A 23,267-nucleotide genomic window follows, 5' to 3' on the forward strand; every position below is an offset into this window, starting at 1 on the left:
ATTTCATAATTTGATCACTAACAGCTTGGATATGGCATGATAATACGCGATATTGGGCTATGGTCACAATTATCCGCACGACAAATATGGTCAGGCTGTCTTTTCTGCGCGCGTTGCTTAATGATGCGGGGATCAAAAATGAGGTTTTTGACAGTCACATCTCGGCTTTGGAAGGTGGCATTGGCGCGTTCCCCTGTCGTCTGGTTGTTGCTGATGCCTATAAGCTGAGCGCCGAGCGTGTGCTTGATGATGCGGGTGAATTGTATGATGACTGATCCCGATAGTGACGTGACACATGACCATCTGTTGAATAAAACGGTTGCTATAACCCAGCCAAAAAATGGTTATCGGGTTGGCACTGATGCCATTTTGCTGGCCGCGGCAGTGCCGCAACGAACCAAACGCATTCTTGACATGGGGTGCGGTGTAGGCGGGGTCGCATTGTGCATTGCCAAGCGACTGCCCGATGTTCATGTCACTGCGGTAGAAATTGATCCGGATATGCTAGCGTTGGCCGAACGCAATATCAAAGATAACAATCTGGCGGCGCAGATTCGATTACTAACCGGGGATATAAAAGCGCTATCGCCTGTACTGGCGAACAGCTTTGACCATGTGGTTAGTAACCCACCCTATCATGATACACGGGGAACACGCCCGCAAAACCGTAGCCGCGCTCTGGCGCATATGGGCGAGGATACCAAACTTGCCGATTGGGTAAAGGCGGCGATCTGGGCCACAAAACCACGCGGTAGAATCAGCTTTATTTGTCGGGCAGACCGGGCGTCGGAATTAATCACGGCGTTTGAAACAAACGGTGCTGGTGAAACGTTGCTATGCCCATTATGGCCACGTCATGATACCCCCGCCAGCCGGGTCATTATTCAGGTGCGTAAAACCATAACTGGCCCTGGCGCCATTTTGCCTGGTCTGGTTCTGCATAATGATAGCGGTGACTATACGCAAAGTGCCAGTCGCATCATGCAAGGGGGTGCGCTATATCTGACGCATCCGGCACGATCCTGATCTGCGCCCTATCGACTCTGTGTCCTGAATTGAAAAACCGGTCTTTACGTTAGGAATAATAGCATGCCAAAAATAATAGCATGCCAAAAATAATAGCATGCCAAAAATAATAGCATGCCAAAAATAATAGCATGCCAAAAATAATAGCATGTGAGTCGGATATGTTGCATTGTCTTTGCAGCTATCTAACAACTGACGAGTCATTGGCATTATGGGTGTATTTAACCGGATTTTCTTTTGGCGTAAAAAAAAGCCGGTTGTGCCGGTTGTCCGGCTTGGTGGTGTGATCGCCGCGTCGGGCAGTGGCATGCGGCGGGGGATTTCGCTGGAAACGGTCGAACCGCAATTGAAAAAAGCCTTTTCAATCAAACGCGCCAAGGCAGTGGCATTGATTATCAATTCACCAGGCGGGTCACCTGTGCAATCTTCGCTGATTGGGCGCCGTATCCGCGATCTGGCCAAACGGGCTGATGTGCCGGTTTTGGCCTTTTGTGAAGATGTTGCGGCCAGTGGTGGCTATTGGCTAGCTGCCAGTGCGGATGAAATTTATGCTGATCCGGCCTCGATCATCGGGTCGATTGGCGTAGTGTCTGCCGGTTTTGGTTTTGACAAAGCGATCAAGAAAATCGGTGTTGACCGGCGTGTGCATACAGCAGGTGAATCCAAAATGATCCTTGATCCGTTTCAGCCCGAACAAAGCGAAGAAGTCGAACGGCTAAAGGCATTGCAGGCAGAAATCCATACCCAGTTTATTGCCCACATTGAAAACCGACGTGGTGCCAAGTTGAAAGGCGATCGAGCTGAATTGTTCAGTGGCGCGTTCTGGACTGGTGAAACCGCGGTCAAGCTGGGGCTGGTTGATGCGGTTGGTGAAATCAGACAGACAATCAATAGCCGGTTTGGCGATGATACCGAACTGATGATGATCGAACCGAAACGAAAATTGCTGCCTTTCGGGCTGACCAATCTGTCAGGACAGATGGCCAGTGGTATTGTTAATGAAGCTTCTGATATTGCCATCGAGCGCGTCTATCTATCGCGCTTTGGCCTGTAATTGGGGCGTATTATGTCAAAATCTATCATGGTGAAAGGCTGAATGTGATGCTGTCCTTACCCAAGCTTATTGGCCTATGTCTTATTTTGTGGATTGTATGGCGGGTGTTCCGGGCGATTGATGCGCGCAAAGCCAATCTTGCCACTAAAAATGACCAGACAGACACTGGCAACGAGACGCAACAAAAGGCGCATCGTGCTTCGATTGACCTTGAAGAATGTACGATTTGCAAAGCTTGGGTAGCACGTGAAAATTGTGGTCGTAATGATTGCCCTTATTAGCCCTAGCTAGGGTTGCATTTAACAGGTGTTTGCGAGTAGTTTGCGGGCAACCGATCCGGTTCAAGACATCATAGACGGTCTTAGATTATGACAAAGACGCACATTTCAGAAGCAGGCACTGATTTTCAGTCAATTATATTAAACTTGCAGCTTTATTGGGCTAAACAGGGCGCCGTTATTCTGCAACCTTATGATATGGAAGTTGGCGCAGGAACATTTCATCCGGCGACGACCTTGCGGGCATTGGGACCTGACAAGGTCTGGCGTGCGGCCTATGTCCAGCCTTCGCGTCGCCCAACCGATGGCCGCTATGGCGAAAATCCGAACCGGCTTCAGCATTACTATCAGTTTCAGGCCATTTTCAAACCATCGCCAGCCGACTCACAGGCTATGTATCTCGGGTCTTTGCGTGCCATCGGTCTTGATCCGGATGCACATGATATCCGCTTTGTCGAGGATGACTGGGAATCGCCGACATTAGGCGCATGGGGACTTGGCTGGGAAGTATGGTGTGACGGTATGGAAGTGTCGCAATTCACCTATTTTCAGCAGGTCGGTGGTATCGAATGTAACCCAGTGCCGCTGGAATTAACCTATGGTCTTGAACGTCTGGCGATGTTCATTCAGGGCGTTGATAATGTCTATGATCTTGATTGGGATGGTGTTGCGGCCGAAGATGGTGGCAAATGCTATGGTGATATTTTTCATCGCGCCGAAGTCGAATTTTCCAGCTGGAATTTTGAACATGCTGAAACTGACATTTTACTGCAGCATTTCAAGGATGCTGAAGCCGAATGCGGTGCCTTGCTTGACCATGATGTGCCACTGGCCTTGCCAGCCTATGATCAATGTATGAAAGCTAGCCATTTGTTCAATCTGCTTGATGCGCGTGGTGTTATTTCGGTGACCGAACGTGCGTCCTATATTGGTCGTGTGCGGGCGCTTGCCAAGGGATGTTGCGAAGCGTGGATCGGGCAATCATCTGACAGCCAGAAGCAAGAGGCGTAAATGGCGGATCTGTTTATCGAACTTGTTAGCGAAGACATTCCGGCCCGCATGCAGGTAAAGGCCTGTGCCGATCTGCAACGGCTTGTTTATGCGGGGCTTGATGACCTTGGCCTTGGTTATACCAAAGCTGATGATACGGATGCCTGTCTGGTGTCGTCACGGCATCTGGCATTGTATGTGGTGGGCGTTGATGATCGGCAAGCTGACCGTATCGTCGAAAAACGTGGCCCCCGTGTTGATGCGCCCGAACAGGCGATTAACGGGTTTTTGGCCTCGACCGGCTTGACCCGCGATCAACTGGTTGAAGAAGATACGCCCAAAGGCCGTTTCCTGTTTGCCCGTTCGGAGTCGAAAGGCGCGCAGACTGCCGATCTGCTTGCCTCTATGATTGCCGGCATTCTGAATAGTTTTCCCTGGCCGAAAAGTCAGCGTTGGGGAACATCACGGTTTCGCTGGGTGCGTCCGTTACATCGGATCAATGTGCTGTTTGGTGGCAAGCGGCTTGATGGTGCGCTGGCACTTGGCGGCGATGATGATGCCGCTATTGCCTTTGGTGATAAAAGCTGTGGTCATTTCTTTGAAAGCCCGGGGGATGTTGATCTTGATGGTCTGAAAAATGCTCAGGATTATTTAGGCCGCCTGAAAAAAGCGCATGTGCTGGTTAATCACAATGAGCGTATCCAAACGGTTATGGATCAGGCACGCAAACTGGCCGCCGATATGGGCTGTAGCGTCAAAAGCGGTGACGCGCAAATAGCCGAAACAGCTAATCTTGTCGAATGGCCAAACTTGCTGGTTGGCAAGATCGAAGACCGGTTTATGCAATTGCCAGCCGAGGTTCTGCAATCATCAATCCAGACGCATCAGAAATATATCACGCTGGAACATATCAGCGATGGTTCGATGTCACCGCATTTCATCATTGTTGCCAATCGTATCGCCGATCATGTGCGTGATGATGTCATCAAGGCAGGGAACCAACGTGTGTTGCGCGCCCGTCTTGCCGATGCCGAATTTTTCTGGACGCAGGATAAAGCCAGAACATTAGAAGATTATCTGCCGCAGCTTACCGATATCACCTTTTATGACGGACTTGGGTCAGTTCATGACAAAGCGCGCCGTATAGAAAAACTGGCTGGTGATATTGCGCCTTTCATTGACGGTTGTGATCTGGCCAAGGCACAACGCGCGGGCTTGCTGGCAAAAGCCGACCTAGTGACAGGCATGGTGGGTGAATTCCCCGAATTGCAAGGTATAATGGGTGGCTATTATGCGATAGCAGCAGGCGAAGATGATGACATAGCGGCGGCGGTCGCGTCACATTATCGTCCGCAAGGGCCGCAGGATGCGGTGCCAGCATTGCCCGAGGCCATGACGGTATCGCTGGCCGACAAGATCGATACACTGGTTGGTTTCTTTGGTGCTGGTGCCAAGCCCACCGGATCAAAAGATCCCTATGCCTTGCGCCGTGCCGCCCTTGGTGTGATTGCCATTATTCTTGAAAGTCATACCCGTATCCCGCTTGCCAAGATTTTTGCCAAGGCTGCGGCATATCACGGATTTGATCATGTTGATGATGCCTTGCTGCCATTTTTACGTGAGCGATTGCGTGTCAGTTTGCTGGATCAGAATGTTGCGCATGATGTAGCTGCTTCGGTCTTGCAAACAGCAACGACGGATGATGTGTTGCTACTGGCGGATACCGCACATGCTTTGGCTATTTTTCTGGCAACAGAGGATGGCGTTGGCCTGTTGGCTGGATGGCGACGTGCGGCAAGTATTCTGGCCGCAGAAGAAAGTAAAGAAGACAGGGTCTTTGCCCCCACTATTGACCCGAACCTGTTTGTGCATGATGCCGAGCGCGGATTGATGTCAGCCATTGATATTCTTGGCAGTCATGATGCGGATGAGCAAACAGAAATTCCTGACAAAGCTCAGCTTCTGCAACAAATGCAGGCGCTTGGTCAGTTGCGGACGCCTATTGACCATTTCTTTACCGAAGTTGTGGTAAATGATGACGATCCCGCAATTCGGGAAAACAGGTTGGGACTTCTGGCACTCATCAGGTCACATATGCAGAATATTGCCGATTTTTCAAAAATCGAAGGGTGATAGATGAAGGGTCTGTAGCGTCACATATGTATTTTGCGTTTTTTGACATTGTTTGTTGATGTCAGGCTCGTAAAAGTTACGTGACATAATCTAATGGTGGAAAAGGGACTAAATCATGGCTCAGTGGGTATATAGCTTTGGTGCGAATGGTACGGATGGCGACAGTTCCATGCGTAATCTTTTAGGTGGCAAAGGATCAAACCTTGCCGAGATGAGTGGGATCGGCTTGCCAGTGCCGCCAGGATTTACCATCACGACCGAAGTCTGCACCTATTTCTATGATAATGATCACAGCTATCCGGACTCGCTAAAAAAAGATGTGGCTGCCGCGATTGCGCTGATTGAAGCCGAAACCGGCACATTGTTTGCCGATGCGGAAAATCCGCTTCTGGTATCGGTTCGTTCAGGCGCGCGCGCTTCGATGCCGGGCATGATGGATACGGTGCTTAATCTGGGTTTGAATGATGACACTGCTGCGGGGCTTGCCGCGCGTGCTGACGATATCCGCTTTGCCTATGATAGCTACCGCCGCTTTATCCAGATGTATGCCGATGTGGTCATGGATGTCGATCATGGGCTGTTTGAGGACGTGCTGGAAGATATGAAGCGTGCCCGTGGTATTTTTGACGATACCAAGCTGACCGGGGCAGATCTGCAGGAACTGGTCGGGCTTTATAAGACTATTGTCGAGGAAGAAGCTGGCACCGCATTTCCACAGGACCCTTGGGAACAGCTATGGGGGGCTGTGGGTGCGGTCTTTACCAGCTGGATGAATACGCGTGCAAAAACCTATAGGCGTCTGAACAATATTCCGGCTGCCTGGGGCACGGCGGTTAACGTACAGGCTATGGTGTTTGGCAATATGGGTGATGATTGTGCAACAGGCGTTGCCTTTACCCGCGATCCATCGACAGGTGAAAATAGTTTCTATGGCGAATTTTTGATCAATGCCCAAGGCGAAGATGTTGTTGCGGGCATCCGTACCCCATTACCACTGACCACTGAAGCGCGGCGCAAAGCGGGCGGTGATGAACTGTCGATGCAAGAAGCTATGCCCGACGTATTTAACCAGCTTGACGCTGTGCGCATCCGTCTTGAGGCGCATTATTGCGATATGCAGGATCTGGAATTCACCGTTCAGCAAGGGCGTCTTTATATGTTGCAGACACGAAGTGGCAAACGTACTGCCGAGGCTGCAATCCGCATGGCTGTCGAAATGGCTGATGAAGGGCTGATTTCAAAAGATGAAGCGATTTGCCGTGTTGATCCATTGGCGCTAGACCAGCTATTGCACCCAACGCTTGATCCTGATGCCCAGAAGACGTTATTGACACGCGGCTTGCCGGCATCACCTGGCGCGGCCTGTGGGCAGATTGTTCTGAACGCCGACAAGGCCGAGGAAATGGCGTCACATGGCCATCAGGTTATTCTGGTGCGGCTGGAAACCAGTCCTGAAGATATTCATGGGATGCATGCTGCTGCTGGTATTCTGACCGCACGTGGCGGGATGACAAGTCATGCGGCTGTAGTTGCCCGTGGCATGGGGCGCCCTTGCGTATCGGGCAGTGGTGATCTCAGCTTTGACGAGGTCAGTGGTAAAATCTTTATCCTTGGCACTGAATTGTCTGAGGGCGATATTCTGACGATCGATGGCAGTAACGGTAATGTTTATCTTGGCGAGGTGGCAACGATTCAGCCGCGCATGTCGGATGCGTTTGCCACGCTCATGTCATGGGCAGATCAGGCTAGACGGATGCGGGTGCGCACCAACGCTGAAACCCCGGCAGATGCGCGTGTTGCGGTTGATTTTGGCGCCGAAGGTATTGGCCTTTGCCGTACCGAGCATATGTTTTTCGATAGTGACCGTATTATCGCCATGCGCGAAATGATTATGGCGGCGGATACTGAGGGGCGTGAAACGGCGTTAGCCAAATTATTGCCCATGCAAAGACAGGATTTCATGTCGCTGTTCGAGATCATGGCAGGGTTGCCCGTGACGATACGGTTACTTGATCCGCCTTTGCATGAATTCTTGCCGCATTCTCAAGATGAACTGGCTGAAGTTGCCAAAGCGTCAGGCATCACATTGGAAACCGCACGCCAACGTGCGATAAAACTGGCCGAATCGAATCCTATGCTTGGCCATCGTGGGTGTCGTCTGGCGGTGACCTATCCGGAAATCTGTCGGATGCAGGCGCGTGCTATTTTCGAAGCCGTCTGTGCTATAGCGAAAAAGCTGGGAACAGCCCCGATTCCCGAAATCATGGTGCCATTGGCTGCAACAGCGCGCGAGATTGCGCTATGCAAGGTGGAAATCATTGCCGCAGCTGATGCGGTGATGGCAGAAACCGGTCAGAAGATCGACTATCTGATTGGCACGATGGTTGAATTGCCGCGGGCCGCTATATGTGCAGGTGAGCTTGCCGATGAAGCGGAATTCTTTTCTTTTGGCACGAATGATTTGACACAAACAGCCCTTGGAATCAGCCGTGATGATGCGGGGGCGTTCCTTCATCATTATGCCGATGCCGAAATCTATCCGGTTGATCCCTTTGTTTCGATTGATCGTGATGGTGTTGGGGCGCTGGTTCGGCTTGGCGTTGAAAATGGCAAGGCCGCACGTCCCGATATCAAGCTAGGTATCTGCGGGGAACATGGGGGTGATCCGGACTCGATCAGTTTCTTTGAAGAGGTTGGGCTTGATTATGTGTCCTGTTCACCGTTCCGCGTGCCTGCCGCCCGACTGGCCGCCGCACAGGCGCATATCAGGCAGAAAAGCTAGGATCAATTTAGCTGGAAACATTTCGGCATAAACACAAAAAAGCCGGCAATCCATGAAGGATGCCGGCTTTTATTTTGGATTACACCCGAATTACTTGGTGCCAAGACCTGCAAAGCGCTTGTTAAAGCGGGCAACCTGACCACCTGAATCAACAATCCGGTGCTGGCCTGTCCATGCTGGATGTGTCAGCGGGTCGATATCAAGCTTGATAACGTCACCTTCTTTACCCATGGTCGAACGTGTCTTGCGCTCGCTACCATCAGTCATCACAACTGTAATTTCATGATAATCAGGATGAATATCTTTTTTCATTATGCTCTCCTTAAAGCCTGACGCTGCCGCCAGGCTCTGGGTCTCTTCCGGCAAGCCGGATATTAAATCTATGTGCCGCATCACAAGTCCCAAGGCGTGTCTTTTGACACTGTGCGGGGCTGGTCTTTCAGCAGTGCGGGTGGTATATCGCCTATGGCGTTGCAAAGCAAGCCCTTAACGAACGTAACAGGTATGTAATGACAAACCGTAACACCGATGTCTCTTATGATGCTACTAAGGCTGACAGCGCCGAGGCAGCAATGACAAGCGGTGAACTATTACGGTTTTTCTGGCCGTATCTGGCTCCGCATAAAAAGCGAATCATGTTGGCGGTATTGTCACTATTCATGGTGGCGGGGGCGTTACTATTCATGGGGCGCGGGCTAGCTTTTCTGGTTGATGAAGGTCTTGGAAAACAGGATCCAGCTTTGCTAGATCGTGCCGTTATGGCCACCAGCCTGATTGCTCTGGTGCTAGCCTTTGGCAGTTATTTGCGCACCACCATGGTCAATCAGATTGGCGAAATGGTGCTAGCTGATATTCGGCGTGCTGTATTTGCGCATGTGACCCGACTGTCAATTGGATGGTTTGAAACTGCGCGCACAGGTGACGTTCTGGCGCGGATAACCAGCGATACCGCAACCGTTCAGATGGTTATGACATCAACGCTGTCAATGGCTGCACGCAATGTGATTTTGCTGTTTGGCGGGCTGGTTATGGTGGTGCTTTCAAGCCCAAAAATGTCTTTGGTCGTGTTGGTCGTCGTGCCACTTGTGGTGGTGCCATTGATCTTGCTAGGGCGGCGTTTGCGGGTGGCGTCGCGACGCGCGCAGGATCGCCTTGGGGATGTTTCGGTCGAAGCCGAGGAGGTGGTTAGCGCCATCCGTACGGTTCAGGCATTCGGGCGTGAAAGCTTTGTACGGGCACATTTTGACAAGGCTGTTGATGACAGCCTAGACGCGGCTTTGTCGCGGGTGCGTTTGCGGGGCCTGTTATCGGGCATCCTGATCTTTCTGGTCTTTAGTGGTATTTCAGCGATTCTGTGGATTGGCGGACAGGACCTTCTTGCCGGACGCATAAGCGCCGGAGATTTATCATCATTTATTTTCTATGCCTTTCTAGTTGCAAGCTCGACCGGCTTTTTGTCTGAGCTGGCTGGTGATCTGCAGCGTGCAGCTGGCGCGGCAGACCGGATCGCTCAGCTTCTGACAACGGATGCCATCGTGCCTGAATTACCCAACACACAAAAGCTGGATGCGACACATCCGGTAGCGTGCCGGTTTGATAAGGTGTCATTTTCCTATCCAGCCGCGGCTAACCGGCCAGCGATTGATAACGTTAGTTTCCAGATAAATGCGGGTGAACGGGTTGCGTTGGTAGGGCCTAGCGGGGCTGGCAAATCGACCCTGTTTCATTTGTTGTTGCGTTTTTATGACCCGATCACAGGCGTGATTTCAATCGGTGATACCGATATCCGCGCGGTTAAGCTTGCTGATGTCCGCGCCCAGATCGGATTGGTGCCACAGGATCCGGCATTATTTTCTGCAACAATCCGGGAAAATCTGGTCTTTGGCCGACCTGATGCCAATATGGATACGATTATCGAGGCGGCAAAAAAAGCGCAAGCGCATGATTTTATCATGGCTATTCCGGATGGTTATGAAGCGATGGTTGGCGAAAAGGGCGTGCGCCTTTCTGGTGGCCAACGCCAGCGTGTGGCCATTGCACGTGCTATATTGCGTAATCCCAGATTGTTATTGCTTGATGAGGCCACCAGCGCCCTTGACGCGCAATCTGAAGCCGCTGTGCAGGGAGCGCTGGAAAATCTAATGTATGAGCGCACGTCATTGGTGATCGCGCATCGTCTGGCCACAGTCGTGCGGGCTGATCGGATCCTTTTAATGGATCAAGGGCGAATCATTGCCGAAGGTACGCATGAAATGCTGATGGTTGAATCCAGCCTTTATCGTACCTTGGCAGATCTGCAATTTTCAGTGCCACGGCGCGCCTGAAAATCTATTCATTGGCAGATTTGAAATGGCCAATGAGGCCTGATTCCAGATCAAAATGACTTGCCGCAAAATGGCCAACCGAGCCAGTTGCACGCGGGCCATCGATAGCCCCTTTAATCGAGGCATTCCAGCTATGTATATCACCACCATCAATCTGGAATTGAATATTTGCATCTTTGCTGCTGAATAAATTATCGCTAGCTGGTGGCAGGGTGAAATCAAGGGCGCCATCAAAGCGGCTTCCAGTGTCATTGGTCAGGGAGATCGATCGTAACGTGCCTTTTTGATCCGGAAAATCAAGTATCAGATTTCCTGTGCCATGCCATTTGATGGGTGCTGTGTTACCTTGGCAAAGACATGCCACTTTGACATTGACTGCCAAAGCAACAGCATGCTCTGGCATGATGTCGATGGTTTGAACAGGATATATGTCTTTAAAAAATTCCAATACATATAGATCTTCCTCAATCCAGGCGAAAAGATCGCTATCATCGTCGCTGAAGGATGGCGTCAGAATGGCTTGCTGTTCAATGTCACCGAATTCGTAAAGCGCGCTCACCAGTAATATATGTGCATCGGGGATGAAAGGCGGTGGTGCATGCTTGTCTGGGAGAGGTGCTGTTTCTTCAATCGGCTCAAGGATAAAGCGCTGATGATCAAGATGTGGATGTTCGTCTTCAAACCGAATATCTGGATATGGATGTCCGCAACGCATCAACAACTCTGTTCGTGGTGTCAGGTTATCGGCAGAATCATGGCATAGGGCGGCTGCCGCAGCCGCGGCAAATCCAAAACAGCCAGTCACACATAAAATAATATAGCCTGAAAATAGCAGGATGGCGGTTGCCATCGGTCGTGCCGCATTTCGGGCGTTAACATAAAACAGATAGATTACCGACCTTGGCTGTTCATATGGCCAATTCGTTATCATACCAAAGGATAGTCCGTTTAGGATATGATGGCAAATATGGCTATCTACTTGGCTGATACTCTTTGTGTGATTTTCAGCTCAATACGACGGTTTTTCTGACGCGCATCTTCACTGTTCTCATTGATCAGCGGTTGATGTTCGCCATAGCCAGTTGCGGCAAGGCGGTTTGGTGGCAAACCTTGTGATATCAGAAACCGCACTACAGATAAGGCGCGCTCGGTTGAAAGATCCCAGTTATCTGCATAGCGCCCAGCGCGGATCGGAATATCGTCGGTATGCCCATCTACCTGTAAAACCCAGTTTATATCATCAGGTATTTCCCTGGCAATTTCAGCCAATGCAACAGCGAGTTTGGTCATTTGTTCGCGGCCACTATCACCGATATCGGCCTGACCGGGGGCGAATAGGACCTCGGACTGGAATACAAATCGATCACCGACAATCTGTACGTCATTCCGGCCTTTGAGAATATCACGAAGCCGCCCAAAGAATTCGGACCGGAACCGCTGTAATTCCTGAACACGGCTTGCCAGCGCATTGTTAAGTGACTTGCCAAGATTGGCGATGGCAATTTTATCTTTAGTGGCTTGGGCTTCTTTTTCAGCCAGCAAATTTTGCAGACTTTCCAATTGTGCTTTTAGCGCGGCAAGCGCATTTGTCATTTGTGCAATTTCGGCGCGCGATGCGTTGGTTTCGGCCTTGAGATTGTCGATCGTTTGACTGTCTGTTTTCGCGCGGGCATCAGCGATCGCCAGCGTGCCTTCGACAATATGCAGTTGCTCTTCACGTTCAGCCAGATTTTTCTGGGCATCATTCAAGGCGGTTTCCGTATCGGACTGTAACAGCATCAGGCGGTCGATTTCAGCATTCCGCGCATCAAGATCGCTTGTTAGAATGGTAAGCTGAGAGCTTATTTCCTCATTTTCAGCATTGCTAAGCGCAAGTTGATTATTGATCTGCGCAAGGTTAGCGGCAAGGTCGGCGCTGGCATTGCGTTCAAGGTTCAACAATTCGGTGAGGCTGGCCAGTTGCTGGCGCATAGCGGTCAATGTATCATCCTGGCCAGATACACGATAGGCTAGGTTAACCTGTATCAGAACGAACACCATCAAGACAAAAATAATGACCATTAATAGCGTCGCTAATGCATCGACAAACCCCGGCCAGGTGTAGTTTTCAGTGCGTCGTGAACCAGTTGTGCGAGATAACGCCATGGTTTACTTGGACCCCTGACCAGATGATTTAGCCGACAGCATGGCCCCGATTGAGCTTGAGAGGCCGCGTAATTCTGATGCGACAACATCGGTTTGCCGATTTCGATCATTTCGCAAATCTTCAGATAGTTGCGTAATGTTGGTGTTTAACTGCACCAGATGGTCACGAAGGCGGCGATCATCAGCCAGCATTTCAGCAAGGCTAGCCATATTTGTGTTTAGTCGTGATACCTGATCTAGCAGATGTTCACGGTTATCTTCCCCTTTGGCTATAGCTTGTGATAAGGACAAAAGCGCGCGCGCGGCTTCTTCGCTCATGCCATGCGCCAACGGGCTAAGCGATTGGGGCTGACCATTTTGGGCTGGGCTATTGTCGGTAAAGCGCGCAAAGGCCGAAAGCCAGTCTTCCAACTCATTGAAAAAGCGTCCCATGGCCTGACCAAGTTGCAGATCAAGAAACCCTAGGATAAGCGACCCAGCCAGGCCGAAAAGTGACGACGAAAAGGCAGTCGCCATACCCGATAATGGGGCATCAAGACCGGTGCGTAGCTGACCCATCATGGCGGTAAAATCGCTGTTATTCGCGTCGATCGAATTGACCACGCCGCCAACGGCACTAATTGTTTGTAGCAGCCCCCAGAAGGTGCCAAGCAGACCCAGAAACACCAGCAAGCCAATCATATAGCGGGAAATTTCCCGCCCTTCATCAAGGCGCGCAGCCACCCCATCAAGCACCGAGCGCATGGATAGGGCAGATAATTGTGTGTCCTGACGCGAGTCAGCAAGCATGGCATAGACAGTGGCCAGCAGAACAGGGCGCGCGCCAGGTGGGTCAAGCTGGCTTGTCTCTTGAACGGCGGTGATCCATTTGCGCTCAGGAACAAGGCGCAAATTCTGTCGGATGATATAGGCAATACCCAATGCCAAAGTCAGCAAAATCATCCCATTCAAGGCCGCATTGCCAAGAAAGGCGTCGCTAAGCGGTGCGTGTAATAGAATGGCAATTATACTAACCGCCACTAAAAACAAAAACATGCGAACAAGGTAACGTCGTGGGTCGGTGATCATTGTCATATCTCCTATGCCTAGTTGGGCGCCTCTTGGAAATGCCAGCACAACTATATACAAAAGAATGGCAGGAATATGGTGACAGGCCAACCCCTGCCGACAGCATTTGTCAGCTACATGGCATTAACAATTGTGATAATGCGGCATAGCGGGCTTGACTAGGGGTGGCTAGCTCCGCAAGGCTCTCAATAACTCGGCATGCAAAGTCGGGTTAGCGGTAACCACATCACCTGTTTCAAGAGCCTTGTCACGAGATGCAAAGTCCGACACAAAACCACCAGCCTCGCGGACAAGCAGAAAACCAGCGGCTATATCCCATATTTGCAGACCATGTTCCCAGAAACCATCAAGCCGACCAGCGGCAACCCATGCCATATCAAGCGCGGCAGCGCCATAGCGGCGAATGCCCGCACAGCGCGGCATGACGTTACTAAGCTCATGAATGAATTGCTTGTGATCATCTTCAGTGCCCCGACCAAGGAAGGGGATGCCTGTACCAAACAGGGACTCAGACATATGGCGCCGACCAGACACCCGAAGCCGTCGTTCGTTCAGATAAGCACCCTGTCCACGCTCGGCATAGAATAACTCATTGCGGATGGGGTCAAAAACGGATCCGGCTGTAATCACACCCTTGTCCATTACGGCAATCGAAATGGCAAACTGGGGAATGCCATGCAGAAAGTTCGTGGTGCCATCAAGCGGATCAACAATCCAGACAGGCGCGTCACTATCAGCCCCTGCCGTTTCACCGCTTTCTTCCATCAGAAATCCCCAGTCAGGCCGCGCCTTATGCAGTTCAGCCTTGATAACACGCTCGGCATTGGTATCGGCACGCGAGACGAAATCAGCTGGCCCCTTGCGGCTTACCTGTAAATTTTCAGTTTCGCCAAAATCGCGTAACATGCCCCGTGAAGCTGCGGTAGATGCTTTTTGCATCACATTTATTAGTGCGGAACGCGTTGCCATAAAGAGGTCCTGTAAGATAAATCGTCGGTGATAATCAGATTAAACCCGTTCTAGCAGAAATGGATTTTTTCTCTATCTATTTATTTATATTGTGGGCATTGGCGATGCGTTTTGCCCTTTTTATCAGCGGTTGGATAATGCCCTAGTCTTTGGCTCGCTCGACATAGGTGGCATCTTCAGGGCGCACAACAATACGGGTGCCTGTTTCAATATGTGGTGGCACCATGACACGCACACCGTTTTCAAGCACGGCTGGTTTGTATGATGACGAGGCTGTTTGACCTTTGACGACAGCGTCAGCTTCAACAACTTCCATCGCAACCGTGTCAGGCAGTGATACCGAAATCGGGTCACCCTCATAGCTTTCCATGGTTACAGTCATGCCATCCTGCAAAAAGGCGGCGCGGTCACCAACCATGCTGTTTGCGATGCTGATTTGTTCGAAGCTGACCGAATGCATGAACACCAGATTATCACCTTCATCATATAAAAAGGTACATTCGGCTTCATCCAGAATGACCCGTTCGACTGTTTCAGAAGACCGGAAACGTTCGTTCAACTTGGTGCCGTCGCGAATGTCACGAAGCTCTATCTGGGCAAAGGCCCCCCCTTTGCCAGGCTTAACATGCGCAACTTTAACGGCTGTCCATAGCCGGCCATTATGCTCGATTACATTGCCGGGCTTAACGGCATTTCCATTCAATTTCATGTCAGTCTCCTAAAATCGTCTAAATACATGTCTCACTATCAAGATAAAGTGTTACCGATCAAGGCTGCATTATCCAACATGCGGCAAGAAAAGCCCCATTCATTATCATACCATGCCAGAACCCGCACTAATCTATTGTTCAGAACGCTAGTCTGTTCAAGGTCGGCAATCGAAGAATGCGGGTTATGATTAAAATCGACTGACACAAGTGGGCGTTCGTTTATATCCAAGACGCCTTTCAATGAGACCTTGGCTGCCGCCGCGAGCAGGTCGTTCACTTCGTCAGTGCTGGTGTCGCGTGCTGTCATGACAGTGAGGTCGATCACCGATACATTGGCGGTTGGCACCCGAATGGCAGAACCGTTCATCTTGCCTTTCAGTTCAGGTAGCACCTCGCCAACAGCTGACGTGGCACCGGTTGATGTCGGAATCATCGATAATCCGGCAGCCCGCGCCCGGCGCAGGTCTGGATGGCTGGCATCCAATGTTGGCTGATCGCCTGTATAGGCATGAATGGTGGTCATGTAACCTGCCTCTATGCCCAGCCCATCCGATAGAACTTTGGCGACAGGTGCCAGCCCATTTGTCGTGCATGATGCGTTTGACAGAATAACCGAATCTGAACGCAATTGATGGTGATTGACGCCATAAACGATGGTCTGGTCAGCTGTTCTGCATGGCGCAGATATCAAGACTTTTTTGGCACCAGCTTCAATATGCGCGGCGGATTTTTCACGATCATTGAACTTGCCTGAACATTCAAGCACAACATCGATGCCAAGATCCTTATGCGGGATGTCAGCCGGATTACGCTGGCGTGACATATGGATCTTGCCGCGGCCAATATCCAGCCAGTCATCACCATGCGTGACATTAGAATGGGCACGGCCATGCACCGAGTCGAATTCATAAAGATGCGCGGATGTTGCGACCGGCCCTGGGCTGTTGATCAGCACCACCTCAATATCTTCACGCGCGCTTTCTTCCAACGCGCGCAAGGTCATCCGCCCAATACGGCCAAAACCGCTGATTGCCAAACGTAATGTCAAAATCAAACTCCTATCAAAGCATGAGTGTTATTTCATTCCGGTTGGGGGATGTTTAGCCACACAGAGTGATGTTTGGTTTATACCCGGAAATTGGTTATTTGGTTATGGCCCTTGCTTGTTCGACAACAGCTTCACTCGTGATACCAAAATGAGTGTATAAATCATTTATTGGGGCAGATGCGCCAAAGCTGTCCATGCCGATAAAGCCATCATTTTCAGACAGTAGTCGGTCCCAGCATTGCCGCATACCAGCTTCGATAACGATGCGGGGGCTGTTACCAAGAACCGCTTTGCGATAATCAGCATTCTGCATCCAGAAAAGCTCAAGACAGGGAACAGATACAACAGCGGCAGCAATGCCCACCGCCGCCAGTTTGCTTTGCGCGTCAATCGCGATACCAACCTCGGAACCCGAAGCCATTAAAGTGACAGCACGGTCGCCATCTGCTTCAACTGCCACATAGGCGCCCAAAGCGGTTTTATTTTCAGCCATATCGCCATGACGAAATTGTGCCATACCCTGGCGGCTGAGTGCCAGAATCGATGGTGCTGTTGTTGACGCAAGCGCGCATTGCCACGCTTCGGCAGCTTCGACAACGTCGCCAGGACGGAATACCAGAAGGTTGGGTATCACGCGCAAGGCAGATAGATGCTCAACAGGTTGATGCGTCGGTCCATCTTCGCCAAGGCCGATAGAATCATGTGTCATCACGTAAATGACACGTTGCTTCATCAGGGCAGACAGGCGGATTGAGGGACGGCAATAATCAGTAAAGACCATAAAGGTGCCACCATAGGGAATGGTGCCGCCATGCAAGGCAATACCATTCATGGCAGCGGCCATACCATGTTCACGAACACCGTAATGGATATAGTTGCCAGCATAATTACCATTACGACCCTGATCAAAAATCTCATGTGCGGCGACCCGGGTATTGTTCGATCCGGTCAAATCTGCCGAACCACCAAACAATATTGGACAGGCAGGCATGATAGCTTCAATCGCTTTTTGGCTGGCGACACGTGTTGCCAGCTTTTGTGGCTCAGCGGCATAGGCGTTTTTCAATGCGATTACAGCATCATTTATGTCACTGCTGAAATCGCCTGTCATAGCGGCGTCAAAAGCAGAAGCGGACGCAGAGGCCGCATGTCGGCTTTGCCAAGCTTCACGTTCAGCACTGCCGCGACGACCAGCATCTCGCCAGTCTGAAAGAATATCATCTGGCACAATAAACGGTTCATGCGCCCATCCAAGCGCGTCACGGGCACCAGCAATTTCGTCACCGCCAAGCGGTGCGCCATGTACGCCAGCTGTACCTGCTTTTGTGGGGGCGCCATAGCCAATGGTTGTTTTACAGCGGATTATAGTCGGCTGGCTTGTATGCGCCTTGGCGGCCGATAGGGCTGACGAAACAGCCGCCATATCATGGCCATCAACGCTGAGTACCTGCCATCCATAGGCCTCAAAACGCTGGCTAATATCATCTGATACGGCCAGATCGGTGCTTCCATCAATCGAAATGCTGTTATCGTCAAACAGGACGATCAGCTTGCCAAGACCAAAATGTCCAGCGATAGAGGCAGCTTCATGGCTGATGCCTTCCATAAGGCACCCATCGCCAGCAATCACATAGGTGTGGTGATCAACAAGATCATCACCATAACGCGCGGCCAGATGGCGCTCGGCCATAGCCATGCCAACCGCATTGGCAATACCTTGACCCAGTGGGCCTGTGGTTGTTTCAATGCCGGTTGCATGTCCGAATTCAGGATGACCAGCAGTGCGCGATCCCAGCTGCCGGAAGTTACGCACTTCATCCATGGTCATATCTTTATAACCTGTTAGGTGAAGCAAGGCATAAATAAGCATCGATCCATGCCCAGCTGATAGCACAAACCGGTCACGATCAGGCCAATGCGGGTCAGCGGCATCAAATTTCATATGTTCGTCAAACAGAACAGTCGCCGCATCGGCCATGCCCATGGGCATGCCAGGATGCCCGGATTTTGCAGCTTCCACAGCATCCATAGACAACGCCCGAATGGCATTAGCCATGTTTTGTTTTGATGCTGCATTCGTCATGTCAAACCCCTAAGCGTATGTGCCGATGTGACCGAAGCACGCGTGGCAAACTGTATGTAATAAACTTTATTAGAACTATCCCCGCAATTTGCATTTCTATAACCGTTTCGTCAATGCGGCATTCATTCTATTGAAGATTATCATTAATATTTTTTTCAGGGGATTATATTGTGATGCCAGTTCAATTTCTTGACTTTTGTGATGGTAGGATAGAATGGGGGTTTATTTCAATTGTATCTTAGTGCAAGCTTCATCTCATAACATATTATGAACAAGACAGAATATGATTTTTGAGTAATAAACCGATATAAGTAAGTTAACGTTTGTTATTAAGCTAATAAGATGAATTTGTTTGGGATTTTGAACTAAATGACACGACTTGAAGACGCATTAACCCAATTCGAAAATGCTGTGGCTAATTTGGAACGGTCGATAGAATCGGTTCAGGAATCGGCCACCAATGCCAAAATGGCAAAGCCGGATGCTACCACCATGTCAGCGTCGTTTCAAAATGAGCTGAGCGCACTTGAAGAAAAACTCGATCAGGCGGTTGCCATTATCGCCAAAGTTGTTAACAGCGGGGCGCAACAAGACAAAGTGACCGAAGTCAAATGACCAGCTCTGTAGTAACCATCCGCCTGAATGGCAAACCTTACCAAATCGGTTGTGACGCGGGCGAAGAAGCTCATGTCTCCAAGCTGGGTGCCGAAGTTGATGCGGTCATGCAATCACTGGTCGATTCGGTCGGCCAGATTGGTGAGGCCCGTTTGCTGGCAATGACAGCTTTGATAATTGCGGATCGTTCGTCGAACGGGTCGGCAGGTGGCTCATCACCCTCGGTTGATGCCGGACAAGATGCCGAAGCTACCGCTATTGTCTTGGAAAAAGCAGCGGCACGGCTGACAGAGCTTGCATCTAAGCTAACAACACCTTAAATCAACAATGCGCGGCGACTGTACTTTCGCGTTTGGTTTTTCAATCCCTGGGGCCATAAATTTCTCTCGGGAGCTGTCTCTGGCTGAGCCGTGGTTCAGTTATTCGCGGCGCCCACCTGTTAATCAGGTCACAGAGGATGTTTACACTGACGGTTAGCGTGGTCGCCGCCACCACTGTTATTGCAGGAAGTTGTGAAATGACGTCTCAAAACGTATCAGTCGATCCTGCCGACGAAAAGCAGGCGCTACGACGCGCCGCAACAAAAACCCGCAAAATTCTTTTTGAACAGCAAACCCACGCAGATATGGCGATAGCAGATTATGCTGATAGACTATTGGGCCAATTTGGCCGTGGTATATATGCAGCCTATCTTCCTATACGCAGTGAGCTGTCACCTTTGCCGCTGGTTGCTCGTCTGGCTGATTCATCCGTGCAGACTGCTATGCCGATTACGCCTGCACCTGGTAATCCGCTTGATTTCAGATTATGGGCACCTGGCGATAAGCTGGATGATGGCCCTTATGATACGAAACAGCCCTCAACCACGGCTCCTGTTTGCGCCCCAGATGTGATTCTGGCGCCAATGCTGGCCTTTGATAGTGCATGCTGGCGCCTTGGTTATGGTGGTGGGTTTTATGATCGTTCGATTGGTGGACTGCGCCAGACTGGCCATAAGGTCGTTACCATTGGCGTCGCCTTTTCCGGTCAACAGGTCGAACAAATACCCACCGGACCCTATGATATGGCACTTGATGCCGTCTTAACCCCGGATGGGCTGATAATGCCAGTGTGAAGCTATGGCTAATGCGTGATAGGAGTTTGTCCAAATGCGGGTTCTGTTTTTAGGTGATATTGTGGGGCGATCAGCACGCCAAGCTGTGATTGAGCAGATGTCGTCATTACGCGAAAGTCTGGCGCTCGATTTCATTGTCGTTAATTGTGAAAATGCCGCCGGGGGCTTTGGCATTACGCCCGCAATCTGTGATTTACTGTTTGAAGCTGGGGCTGATGTACTGACCACAGGCAATCATGTATGGGATAAGCGCGAAATCATTGATTATATCGCCAATGAACCACGCTTGTTGCGCCCAATAAACATGGCCGAAGGGACACCTGGTGTTGGTGTGACGACCATTACAAATGAGGCTGGTGCCCGTTTATGCGTGATCAATGTGATGACCAATTTATTTATGGCACCAAATGATCCGGCCTTTTTAGCGCTTGATGATAGTCTGGTGCGAAATAAATTGGGGCGCGATGCAGATTTTATCCTTGTAGATGCGCATGGTGAAGCAACCTCCGAGAAGATGGCGCTTGGGCATCTAGCTGATGGCCGAGCCTCGATGCTGGTCGGAACGCATACCCATATACCAACGGCTGACCATCATATCCTGCCGGGCGGCACCGCCTATCAAACCGATGCGGGCATGTGTGGGGATTATGATAGCGTGATCGGTATGGAAAAGCAGGCCGCGACAGCCCGTTTCATAGGGCGAAGTAATCCGCGCCTTTCGGTGGCGCTTGGCACACCGACATTATGCGGGCTTGTGGTGGAAAGTGATGATAGCGGTCTAGCTATTTCGGTGGCACCTTTTCGCGTTGGCGGCCATCTATCGCCTACCGCAGGCACTGATGTGATCGGGCGGATATAGTTTTGACCACTAGCGGCTAGGCGTTCTGCCTTGCGTCTGCTATATGACATTATAGCAAAGTTAACCGCATAAACAGAAGTTAGAAACCATGGCAGGCCACTCCAAATTCAAAAATATCCAGCACCGTAAAGGCGCACAGGACAAAAAACGCGCCAAGATTTTTGGTCGTCTTATCAAGGAACTCACTGTTGCAGCACGTAGCAGCACCGACCCAGACTCAAATCCACGACTACGTACGGCTTTGTCTGCCGCGCGCGCGGCGAATATGCCGAAGGACAATATTGAACGTGTGCTCAAGCGCGCTGAAGGCGGCGAGGGCGAGAACTATGATGAAATTCGTTATGAGGGTTATGGCCCCGGGGGTACGGCATTAATTGTCGATGCGATGACGGATAACCGTAATCGAACAGCGTCTGAAGTACGTTCGGCTTTTACGAAATATGGTGGTTCGCTTGGTGAAACAGGATCGGTTAGCTTTATGTTTGATCGGGTTGGCCAGATGATTTTTCCATCTGACGTTGCAAGTGCAGATGATATGTTTGAGGCCGCGCTTGAGGCTGGCGCAGATAATGTTGAGTCCGATGAGTCAAGCCATGAAGTGACCTGTGCGCCCGAAGATTTCAACAATGTGCGCGAAGCCATGGAAAACGCCTTTGGCGCACCCGAAGAATCCGGTCTGATCTGGAAACCGCAAAATACCATCGAAGTGAGCGAGGCGCATGCCATAACTTTGCTCAAGTTACTTGATGTGCTTGATGATAATGATGACGTGCAGAACGTATCGTCCAATTTCGATATATCTGACGACATTCTGGCCTCATTGACCTAAGGCTGGCGGTGATGCGCGTTCTTGGTATCGACCCTGGATTGCGCGCCACTGGATGGGGCGTCATTGATGTCACAGCTGGACGGCTGATTCACGTTGCCAATGGTGTCATCAAGCCTAACCACAAAGAGCCCGACGCCCAGCGTCTTGGCCGGATCGCTGATGATCTTTCGGCCATTATTGCGGCGCATCAACCAACCTATGCGGCGATTGAAGAAATCTTTGTTGCCAAGTCAGCCAAGTCGGCGCTGAAGCTGGGCATGGCGCGTGGCGTGGGGATCATGATCTGCGGTCAGGCTGGGCTTGAGGTGCACGAGCTGGCGGCCCGTTTGGTGAAAAAATCAATCACGGGCACTGGCACTGCCGATAAACGGCAAATACAGGATATGGTGTCACGCTTGCTGGGGGTGACGCCCGCCAATGCTGATGCAGCAGATGCGTTGGCGATAGCCATTGCCGCTAGCAATGGTGCCGGACAGATTATTGGTGATGGTGCTGGCAAAGCGGCGTCTGTGCGTGTAGGTTCGACAAGGAATGCAGAGGCCGATAGTGGCCTGTCCCAAGCTATTGCGGCGGCGTTGGCGCGCGACGCACAGGATAATGAGGGTAATCCATGATTGCGCAGCTTCGCGGTATCTTATCTCATACAGCCGATACGCATGCCATTATCGATGTTCAAGGCGTCGGATATCTGGTCAATATTTCGAGTCGTACCCAAGGTCAGCTTGCGGCACAGGATGGTGCGGTTACCGTTCTGACCGAAATGATCGTGCGTGAAGACAGCATGACGCTCTATGGCTTTCATGATGCGTCCGAGCGTGACGCCTTTCGGTTATTGATAACGGTGCAAGGGGTTGGGGCGAAAGCCGCGATGGCGATCTTATCGGTATTATCTCCAGCCGATCTGAGTAGCGCCATCATGGCAGGTGACAAGGCAATGGTGGCACGCGCTGATGGTGTTGGCCCCAAAATTGCCCAGCGTGTTGTGAATGAGCTAGCTGAAAAAATTGGCCGCTTCCCGTCGCTTGGTGATGGTCTTACAATCAATATATCTGGCGTTACAGGCGGCGAAGATTTGCCTGGTGCAAGCGCGATGGGTGACGCATTGTCGGCTCTGATAAATCTGGGATACGGACGATCTGAGGCACATGCAGCGTTGCTTCGGGTACAGCAGGCTGGCGACGCAGATGATCTGTCTGGATTAATCGCTGCCGCCTTACGCGAAATCGGGGGCTAGGAACGT

At 50.9% G+C, this 23,267-nt stretch carries 23 protein-coding genes; 15 read left to right on the forward strand and 8 right to left on the reverse strand.

Annotation, left to right across the window (positions count from 1 at the left end; genetic code table 11):
• Positions 1-59 precede the first annotated feature (59 nt).
• From SAR116_RS11645 to ppdK, 7 genes are all read left to right on the forward strand, one after another.
• Positions 60-275, forward strand: a complete 216-nt coding sequence (locus SAR116_RS11645) for a putative signal transducing protein (RefSeq protein WP_013047141.1) — start codon at positions 60-62, stop codon at positions 273-275.
• Positions 265-1,026: a tRNA1(Val) (adenine(37)-N6)-methyltransferase gene (locus SAR116_RS11650; protein WP_013047142.1), complete on the forward strand. Its 762-nt coding sequence runs from the start codon at positions 265-267 to the stop codon at positions 1,024-1,026. Before SAR116_RS11645 ends, SAR116_RS11650 begins: the two co-directional genes overlap by 11 nt.
• Before the next feature lie 211 nt (positions 1,027-1,237).
• Complete coding sequence (locus tag SAR116_RS11655) at positions 1,238-2,080, forward strand: S49 family peptidase (RefSeq protein WP_013047143.1); 843 nt, start codon at positions 1,238-1,240, stop codon at positions 2,078-2,080.
• A 47-nt stretch (positions 2,081-2,127) separates the two neighbouring features.
• Positions 2,128-2,361, forward strand: coding sequence for a hypothetical protein (locus tag SAR116_RS11660; protein ID WP_041860941.1), 234 nt, complete (start codon positions 2,128-2,130; stop codon positions 2,359-2,361).
• A gap of 87 nt (positions 2,362-2,448) precedes the next feature.
• Entirely contained in the window at positions 2,449-3,369 is a 921-nt protein-coding gene (locus SAR116_RS11665; RefSeq protein ID WP_013047145.1) for a glycine--tRNA ligase subunit alpha, read from the forward strand.
• Entirely contained in the window at positions 3,370-5,481 is a 2,112-nt protein-coding gene (glyS, locus tag SAR116_RS11670) for a glycine--tRNA ligase subunit beta (RefSeq protein ID WP_013047146.1), read from the forward strand.
• Positions 5,482-5,596: 115 nt separating this feature from the next.
• Positions 5,597-8,263 carry a pyruvate, phosphate dikinase gene (gene ppdK, locus SAR116_RS11675; protein ID WP_013047147.1) on the forward strand — a complete coding sequence of 889 codons (2,667 nt, stop codon included), beginning with the start codon at positions 5,597-5,599 and terminating at the stop codon, positions 8,261-8,263.
• Positions 8,264-8,353: 90 nt separating this feature from the next.
• Here ppdK and rpmE read toward each other — a convergent pair whose 3' ends face one another.
• Positions 8,354-8,575, reverse strand: coding sequence for a 50S ribosomal protein L31 (gene rpmE / locus SAR116_RS11680; RefSeq protein ID WP_041860942.1), 222 nt, complete (start codon positions 8,573-8,575; stop codon positions 8,354-8,356).
• A 197-nt stretch (positions 8,576-8,772) separates the two neighbouring features.
• Here rpmE and SAR116_RS11685 point away from each other — a divergent pair, with 197 nt between their 5' ends.
• A complete protein-coding gene (locus SAR116_RS11685) occupies positions 8,773-10,587 on the forward strand; it encodes an ABC transporter transmembrane domain-containing protein (RefSeq protein ID WP_013047149.1) in 1,815 nt (604 codons plus the stop codon).
• Between the two features lie 4 nt (positions 10,588-10,591).
• On the opposite strand, the gene SAR116_RS11690 is transcribed toward SAR116_RS11685, so the two are convergent.
• From SAR116_RS11690 to tkt, 7 genes are all read right to left on the reverse strand, one after another.
• Positions 10,592-11,437 (reverse strand): hypothetical protein, encoded by an 846-nt coding sequence (locus SAR116_RS11690; protein ID WP_190275448.1) that lies wholly within the window; start codon positions 11,435-11,437, stop codon positions 10,592-10,594.
• Between the two features lie 125 nt (positions 11,438-11,562).
• Entirely contained in the window at positions 11,563-12,732 is a 1,170-nt protein-coding gene (locus tag SAR116_RS11695; RefSeq protein WP_013047151.1) for a peptidoglycan -binding protein, read from the reverse strand.
• A 3-nt stretch (positions 12,733-12,735) separates the two neighbouring features.
• Positions 12,736-13,800, reverse strand: coding sequence for a MotA/TolQ/ExbB proton channel family protein (locus SAR116_RS11700; RefSeq protein WP_013047152.1), 1,065 nt, complete (start codon positions 13,798-13,800; stop codon positions 12,736-12,738).
• A 168-nt stretch (positions 13,801-13,968) separates the two neighbouring features.
• Positions 13,969-14,769, reverse strand: coding sequence for an inositol monophosphatase family protein (locus tag SAR116_RS11705; protein WP_013047153.1), 801 nt, complete (start codon positions 14,767-14,769; stop codon positions 13,969-13,971).
• A gap of 142 nt (positions 14,770-14,911) precedes the next feature.
• On the reverse strand, positions 14,912-15,478 hold the full coding sequence (gene efp, locus SAR116_RS11710; RefSeq protein ID WP_013047154.1) for an elongation factor P: 567 nt from the start codon (positions 15,476-15,478) through the stop codon (positions 14,912-14,914).
• 38 nt (positions 15,479-15,516) lie between these two features.
• The gene (gap, locus tag SAR116_RS11715) at positions 15,517-16,527 is read right to left on the reverse strand and encodes a type I glyceraldehyde-3-phosphate dehydrogenase (RefSeq protein ID WP_013047155.1); all 1,011 of its coding nucleotides are present in this window, start codon (positions 16,525-16,527) and stop codon (positions 15,517-15,519) included.
• A gap of 94 nt (positions 16,528-16,621) precedes the next feature.
• Positions 16,622-18,610 carry a transketolase gene (tkt, locus tag SAR116_RS11720; RefSeq protein WP_013047156.1) on the reverse strand — a complete coding sequence of 663 codons (1,989 nt, stop codon included), beginning with the start codon at positions 18,608-18,610 and terminating at the stop codon, positions 16,622-16,624.
• 369 nt (positions 18,611-18,979) lie between these two features.
• Here tkt and SAR116_RS11725 point away from each other — a divergent pair, with 369 nt between their 5' ends.
• From SAR116_RS11725 to ruvA, 7 genes are all read left to right on the forward strand, one after another.
• Positions 18,980-19,225 (forward strand): hypothetical protein, encoded by a 246-nt coding sequence (locus SAR116_RS11725; protein ID WP_013047157.1) that lies wholly within the window; start codon positions 18,980-18,982, stop codon positions 19,223-19,225.
• Complete coding sequence (locus SAR116_RS11730) at positions 19,222-19,545, forward strand: cell division protein ZapA (protein ID WP_013047158.1); 324 nt, start codon at positions 19,222-19,224, stop codon at positions 19,543-19,545. Before SAR116_RS11725 ends, SAR116_RS11730 begins: the two co-directional genes overlap by 4 nt.
• A gap of 137 nt (positions 19,546-19,682) precedes the next feature.
• Positions 19,683-20,339 carry a 5-formyltetrahydrofolate cyclo-ligase gene (locus tag SAR116_RS11735; protein ID WP_013047159.1) on the forward strand — a complete coding sequence of 219 codons (657 nt, stop codon included), beginning with the start codon at positions 19,683-19,685 and terminating at the stop codon, positions 20,337-20,339.
• Between the two features lie 34 nt (positions 20,340-20,373).
• Positions 20,374-21,198 (forward strand): TIGR00282 family metallophosphoesterase, encoded by an 825-nt coding sequence (locus SAR116_RS11740; RefSeq protein WP_013047160.1) that lies wholly within the window; start codon positions 20,374-20,376, stop codon positions 21,196-21,198.
• An 88-nt stretch (positions 21,199-21,286) separates the two neighbouring features.
• Complete coding sequence (locus SAR116_RS11745; protein ID WP_013047161.1) at positions 21,287-22,027, forward strand: YebC/PmpR family DNA-binding transcriptional regulator; 741 nt, start codon at positions 21,287-21,289, stop codon at positions 22,025-22,027.
• Positions 22,028-22,038: 11 nt separating this feature from the next.
• Positions 22,039-22,641, forward strand: a complete 603-nt coding sequence (ruvC, locus tag SAR116_RS11750) for a crossover junction endodeoxyribonuclease RuvC (protein WP_013047162.1) — start codon at positions 22,039-22,041, stop codon at positions 22,639-22,641.
• Positions 22,638-23,261, forward strand: a complete 624-nt coding sequence (ruvA, locus tag SAR116_RS11755) for a Holliday junction branch migration protein RuvA (RefSeq protein ID WP_013047163.1) — start codon at positions 22,638-22,640, stop codon at positions 23,259-23,261. The genes ruvC and ruvA overlap by 4 nt, the downstream gene beginning before the upstream one ends.
• Positions 23,262-23,267: the final 6 nt, after the last annotated feature.

Source organism: Candidatus Puniceispirillum marinum IMCC1322, from assembly GCF_000024465.1.
GTDB classification, from domain to species: domain Bacteria; phylum Pseudomonadota; class Alphaproteobacteria; order Puniceispirillales; family Puniceispirillaceae; genus Puniceispirillum; species Puniceispirillum marinum.

Coding starts and splice junctions, on each gene's coding strand:
- SAR116_RS11645 (WP_013047141.1), top strand. CDS start 60: ATGGTCACAATTATCCGCACGACAAATATGGTCAGGCTGTCTTTTCTG.
- SAR116_RS11650 (WP_013047142.1), top strand. CDS start 265: ATGATGACTGATCCCGATAGTGACGTGACACATGACCATCTGTTGAAT.
- SAR116_RS11655 (WP_013047143.1), top strand. CDS start 1,238: ATGGGTGTATTTAACCGGATTTTCTTTTGGCGTAAAAAAAAGCCGGTT.
- SAR116_RS11660 (WP_041860941.1), top strand. CDS start 2,128: ATGCTGTCCTTACCCAAGCTTATTGGCCTATGTCTTATTTTGTGGATT.
- SAR116_RS11665 (WP_013047145.1), top strand. CDS start 2,449: ATGACAAAGACGCACATTTCAGAAGCAGGCACTGATTTTCAGTCAATT.
- glyS (WP_013047146.1), top strand. CDS start 3,370: ATGGCGGATCTGTTTATCGAACTTGTTAGCGAAGACATTCCGGCCCGC.
- ppdK (WP_013047147.1), top strand. CDS start 5,597: ATGGCTCAGTGGGTATATAGCTTTGGTGCGAATGGTACGGATGGCGAC.
- rpmE (WP_041860942.1), bottom strand. CDS start 8,575: ATGAAAAAAGATATTCATCCTGATTATCATGAAATTACAGTTGTGATG.
- SAR116_RS11685 (WP_013047149.1), top strand. CDS start 8,773: ATGACAAACCGTAACACCGATGTCTCTTATGATGCTACTAAGGCTGAC.
- SAR116_RS11690 (WP_190275448.1), bottom strand. CDS start 11,437: ATGGCAACCGCCATCCTGCTATTTTCAGGCTATATTATTTTATGTGTG.
- SAR116_RS11695 (WP_013047151.1), bottom strand. CDS start 12,732: ATGGCGTTATCTCGCACAACTGGTTCACGACGCACTGAAAACTACACC.
- SAR116_RS11700 (WP_013047152.1), bottom strand. CDS start 13,800: ATGATCACCGACCCACGACGTTACCTTGTTCGCATGTTTTTGTTTTTA.
- SAR116_RS11705 (WP_013047153.1), bottom strand. CDS start 14,769: ATGGCAACGCGTTCCGCACTAATAAATGTGATGCAAAAAGCATCTACC.
- efp (WP_013047154.1), bottom strand. CDS start 15,478: ATGAAATTGAATGGAAATGCCGTTAAGCCCGGCAATGTAATCGAGCAT.
- tkt (WP_013047156.1), bottom strand. CDS start 18,610: ATGACGAATGCAGCATCAAAACAAAACATGGCTAATGCCATTCGGGCG.
- SAR116_RS11725 (WP_013047157.1), top strand. CDS start 18,980: ATGACACGACTTGAAGACGCATTAACCCAATTCGAAAATGCTGTGGCT.
- SAR116_RS11730 (WP_013047158.1), top strand. CDS start 19,222: ATGACCAGCTCTGTAGTAACCATCCGCCTGAATGGCAAACCTTACCAA.
- SAR116_RS11735 (WP_013047159.1), top strand. CDS start 19,683: ATGTTTACACTGACGGTTAGCGTGGTCGCCGCCACCACTGTTATTGCA.
- SAR116_RS11740 (WP_013047160.1), top strand. CDS start 20,374: ATGCGGGTTCTGTTTTTAGGTGATATTGTGGGGCGATCAGCACGCCAA.
- SAR116_RS11745 (WP_013047161.1), top strand. CDS start 21,287: ATGGCAGGCCACTCCAAATTCAAAAATATCCAGCACCGTAAAGGCGCA.
- ruvC (WP_013047162.1), top strand. CDS start 22,039: ATGCGCGTTCTTGGTATCGACCCTGGATTGCGCGCCACTGGATGGGGC.
- ruvA (WP_013047163.1), top strand. CDS start 22,638: ATGATTGCGCAGCTTCGCGGTATCTTATCTCATACAGCCGATACGCAT.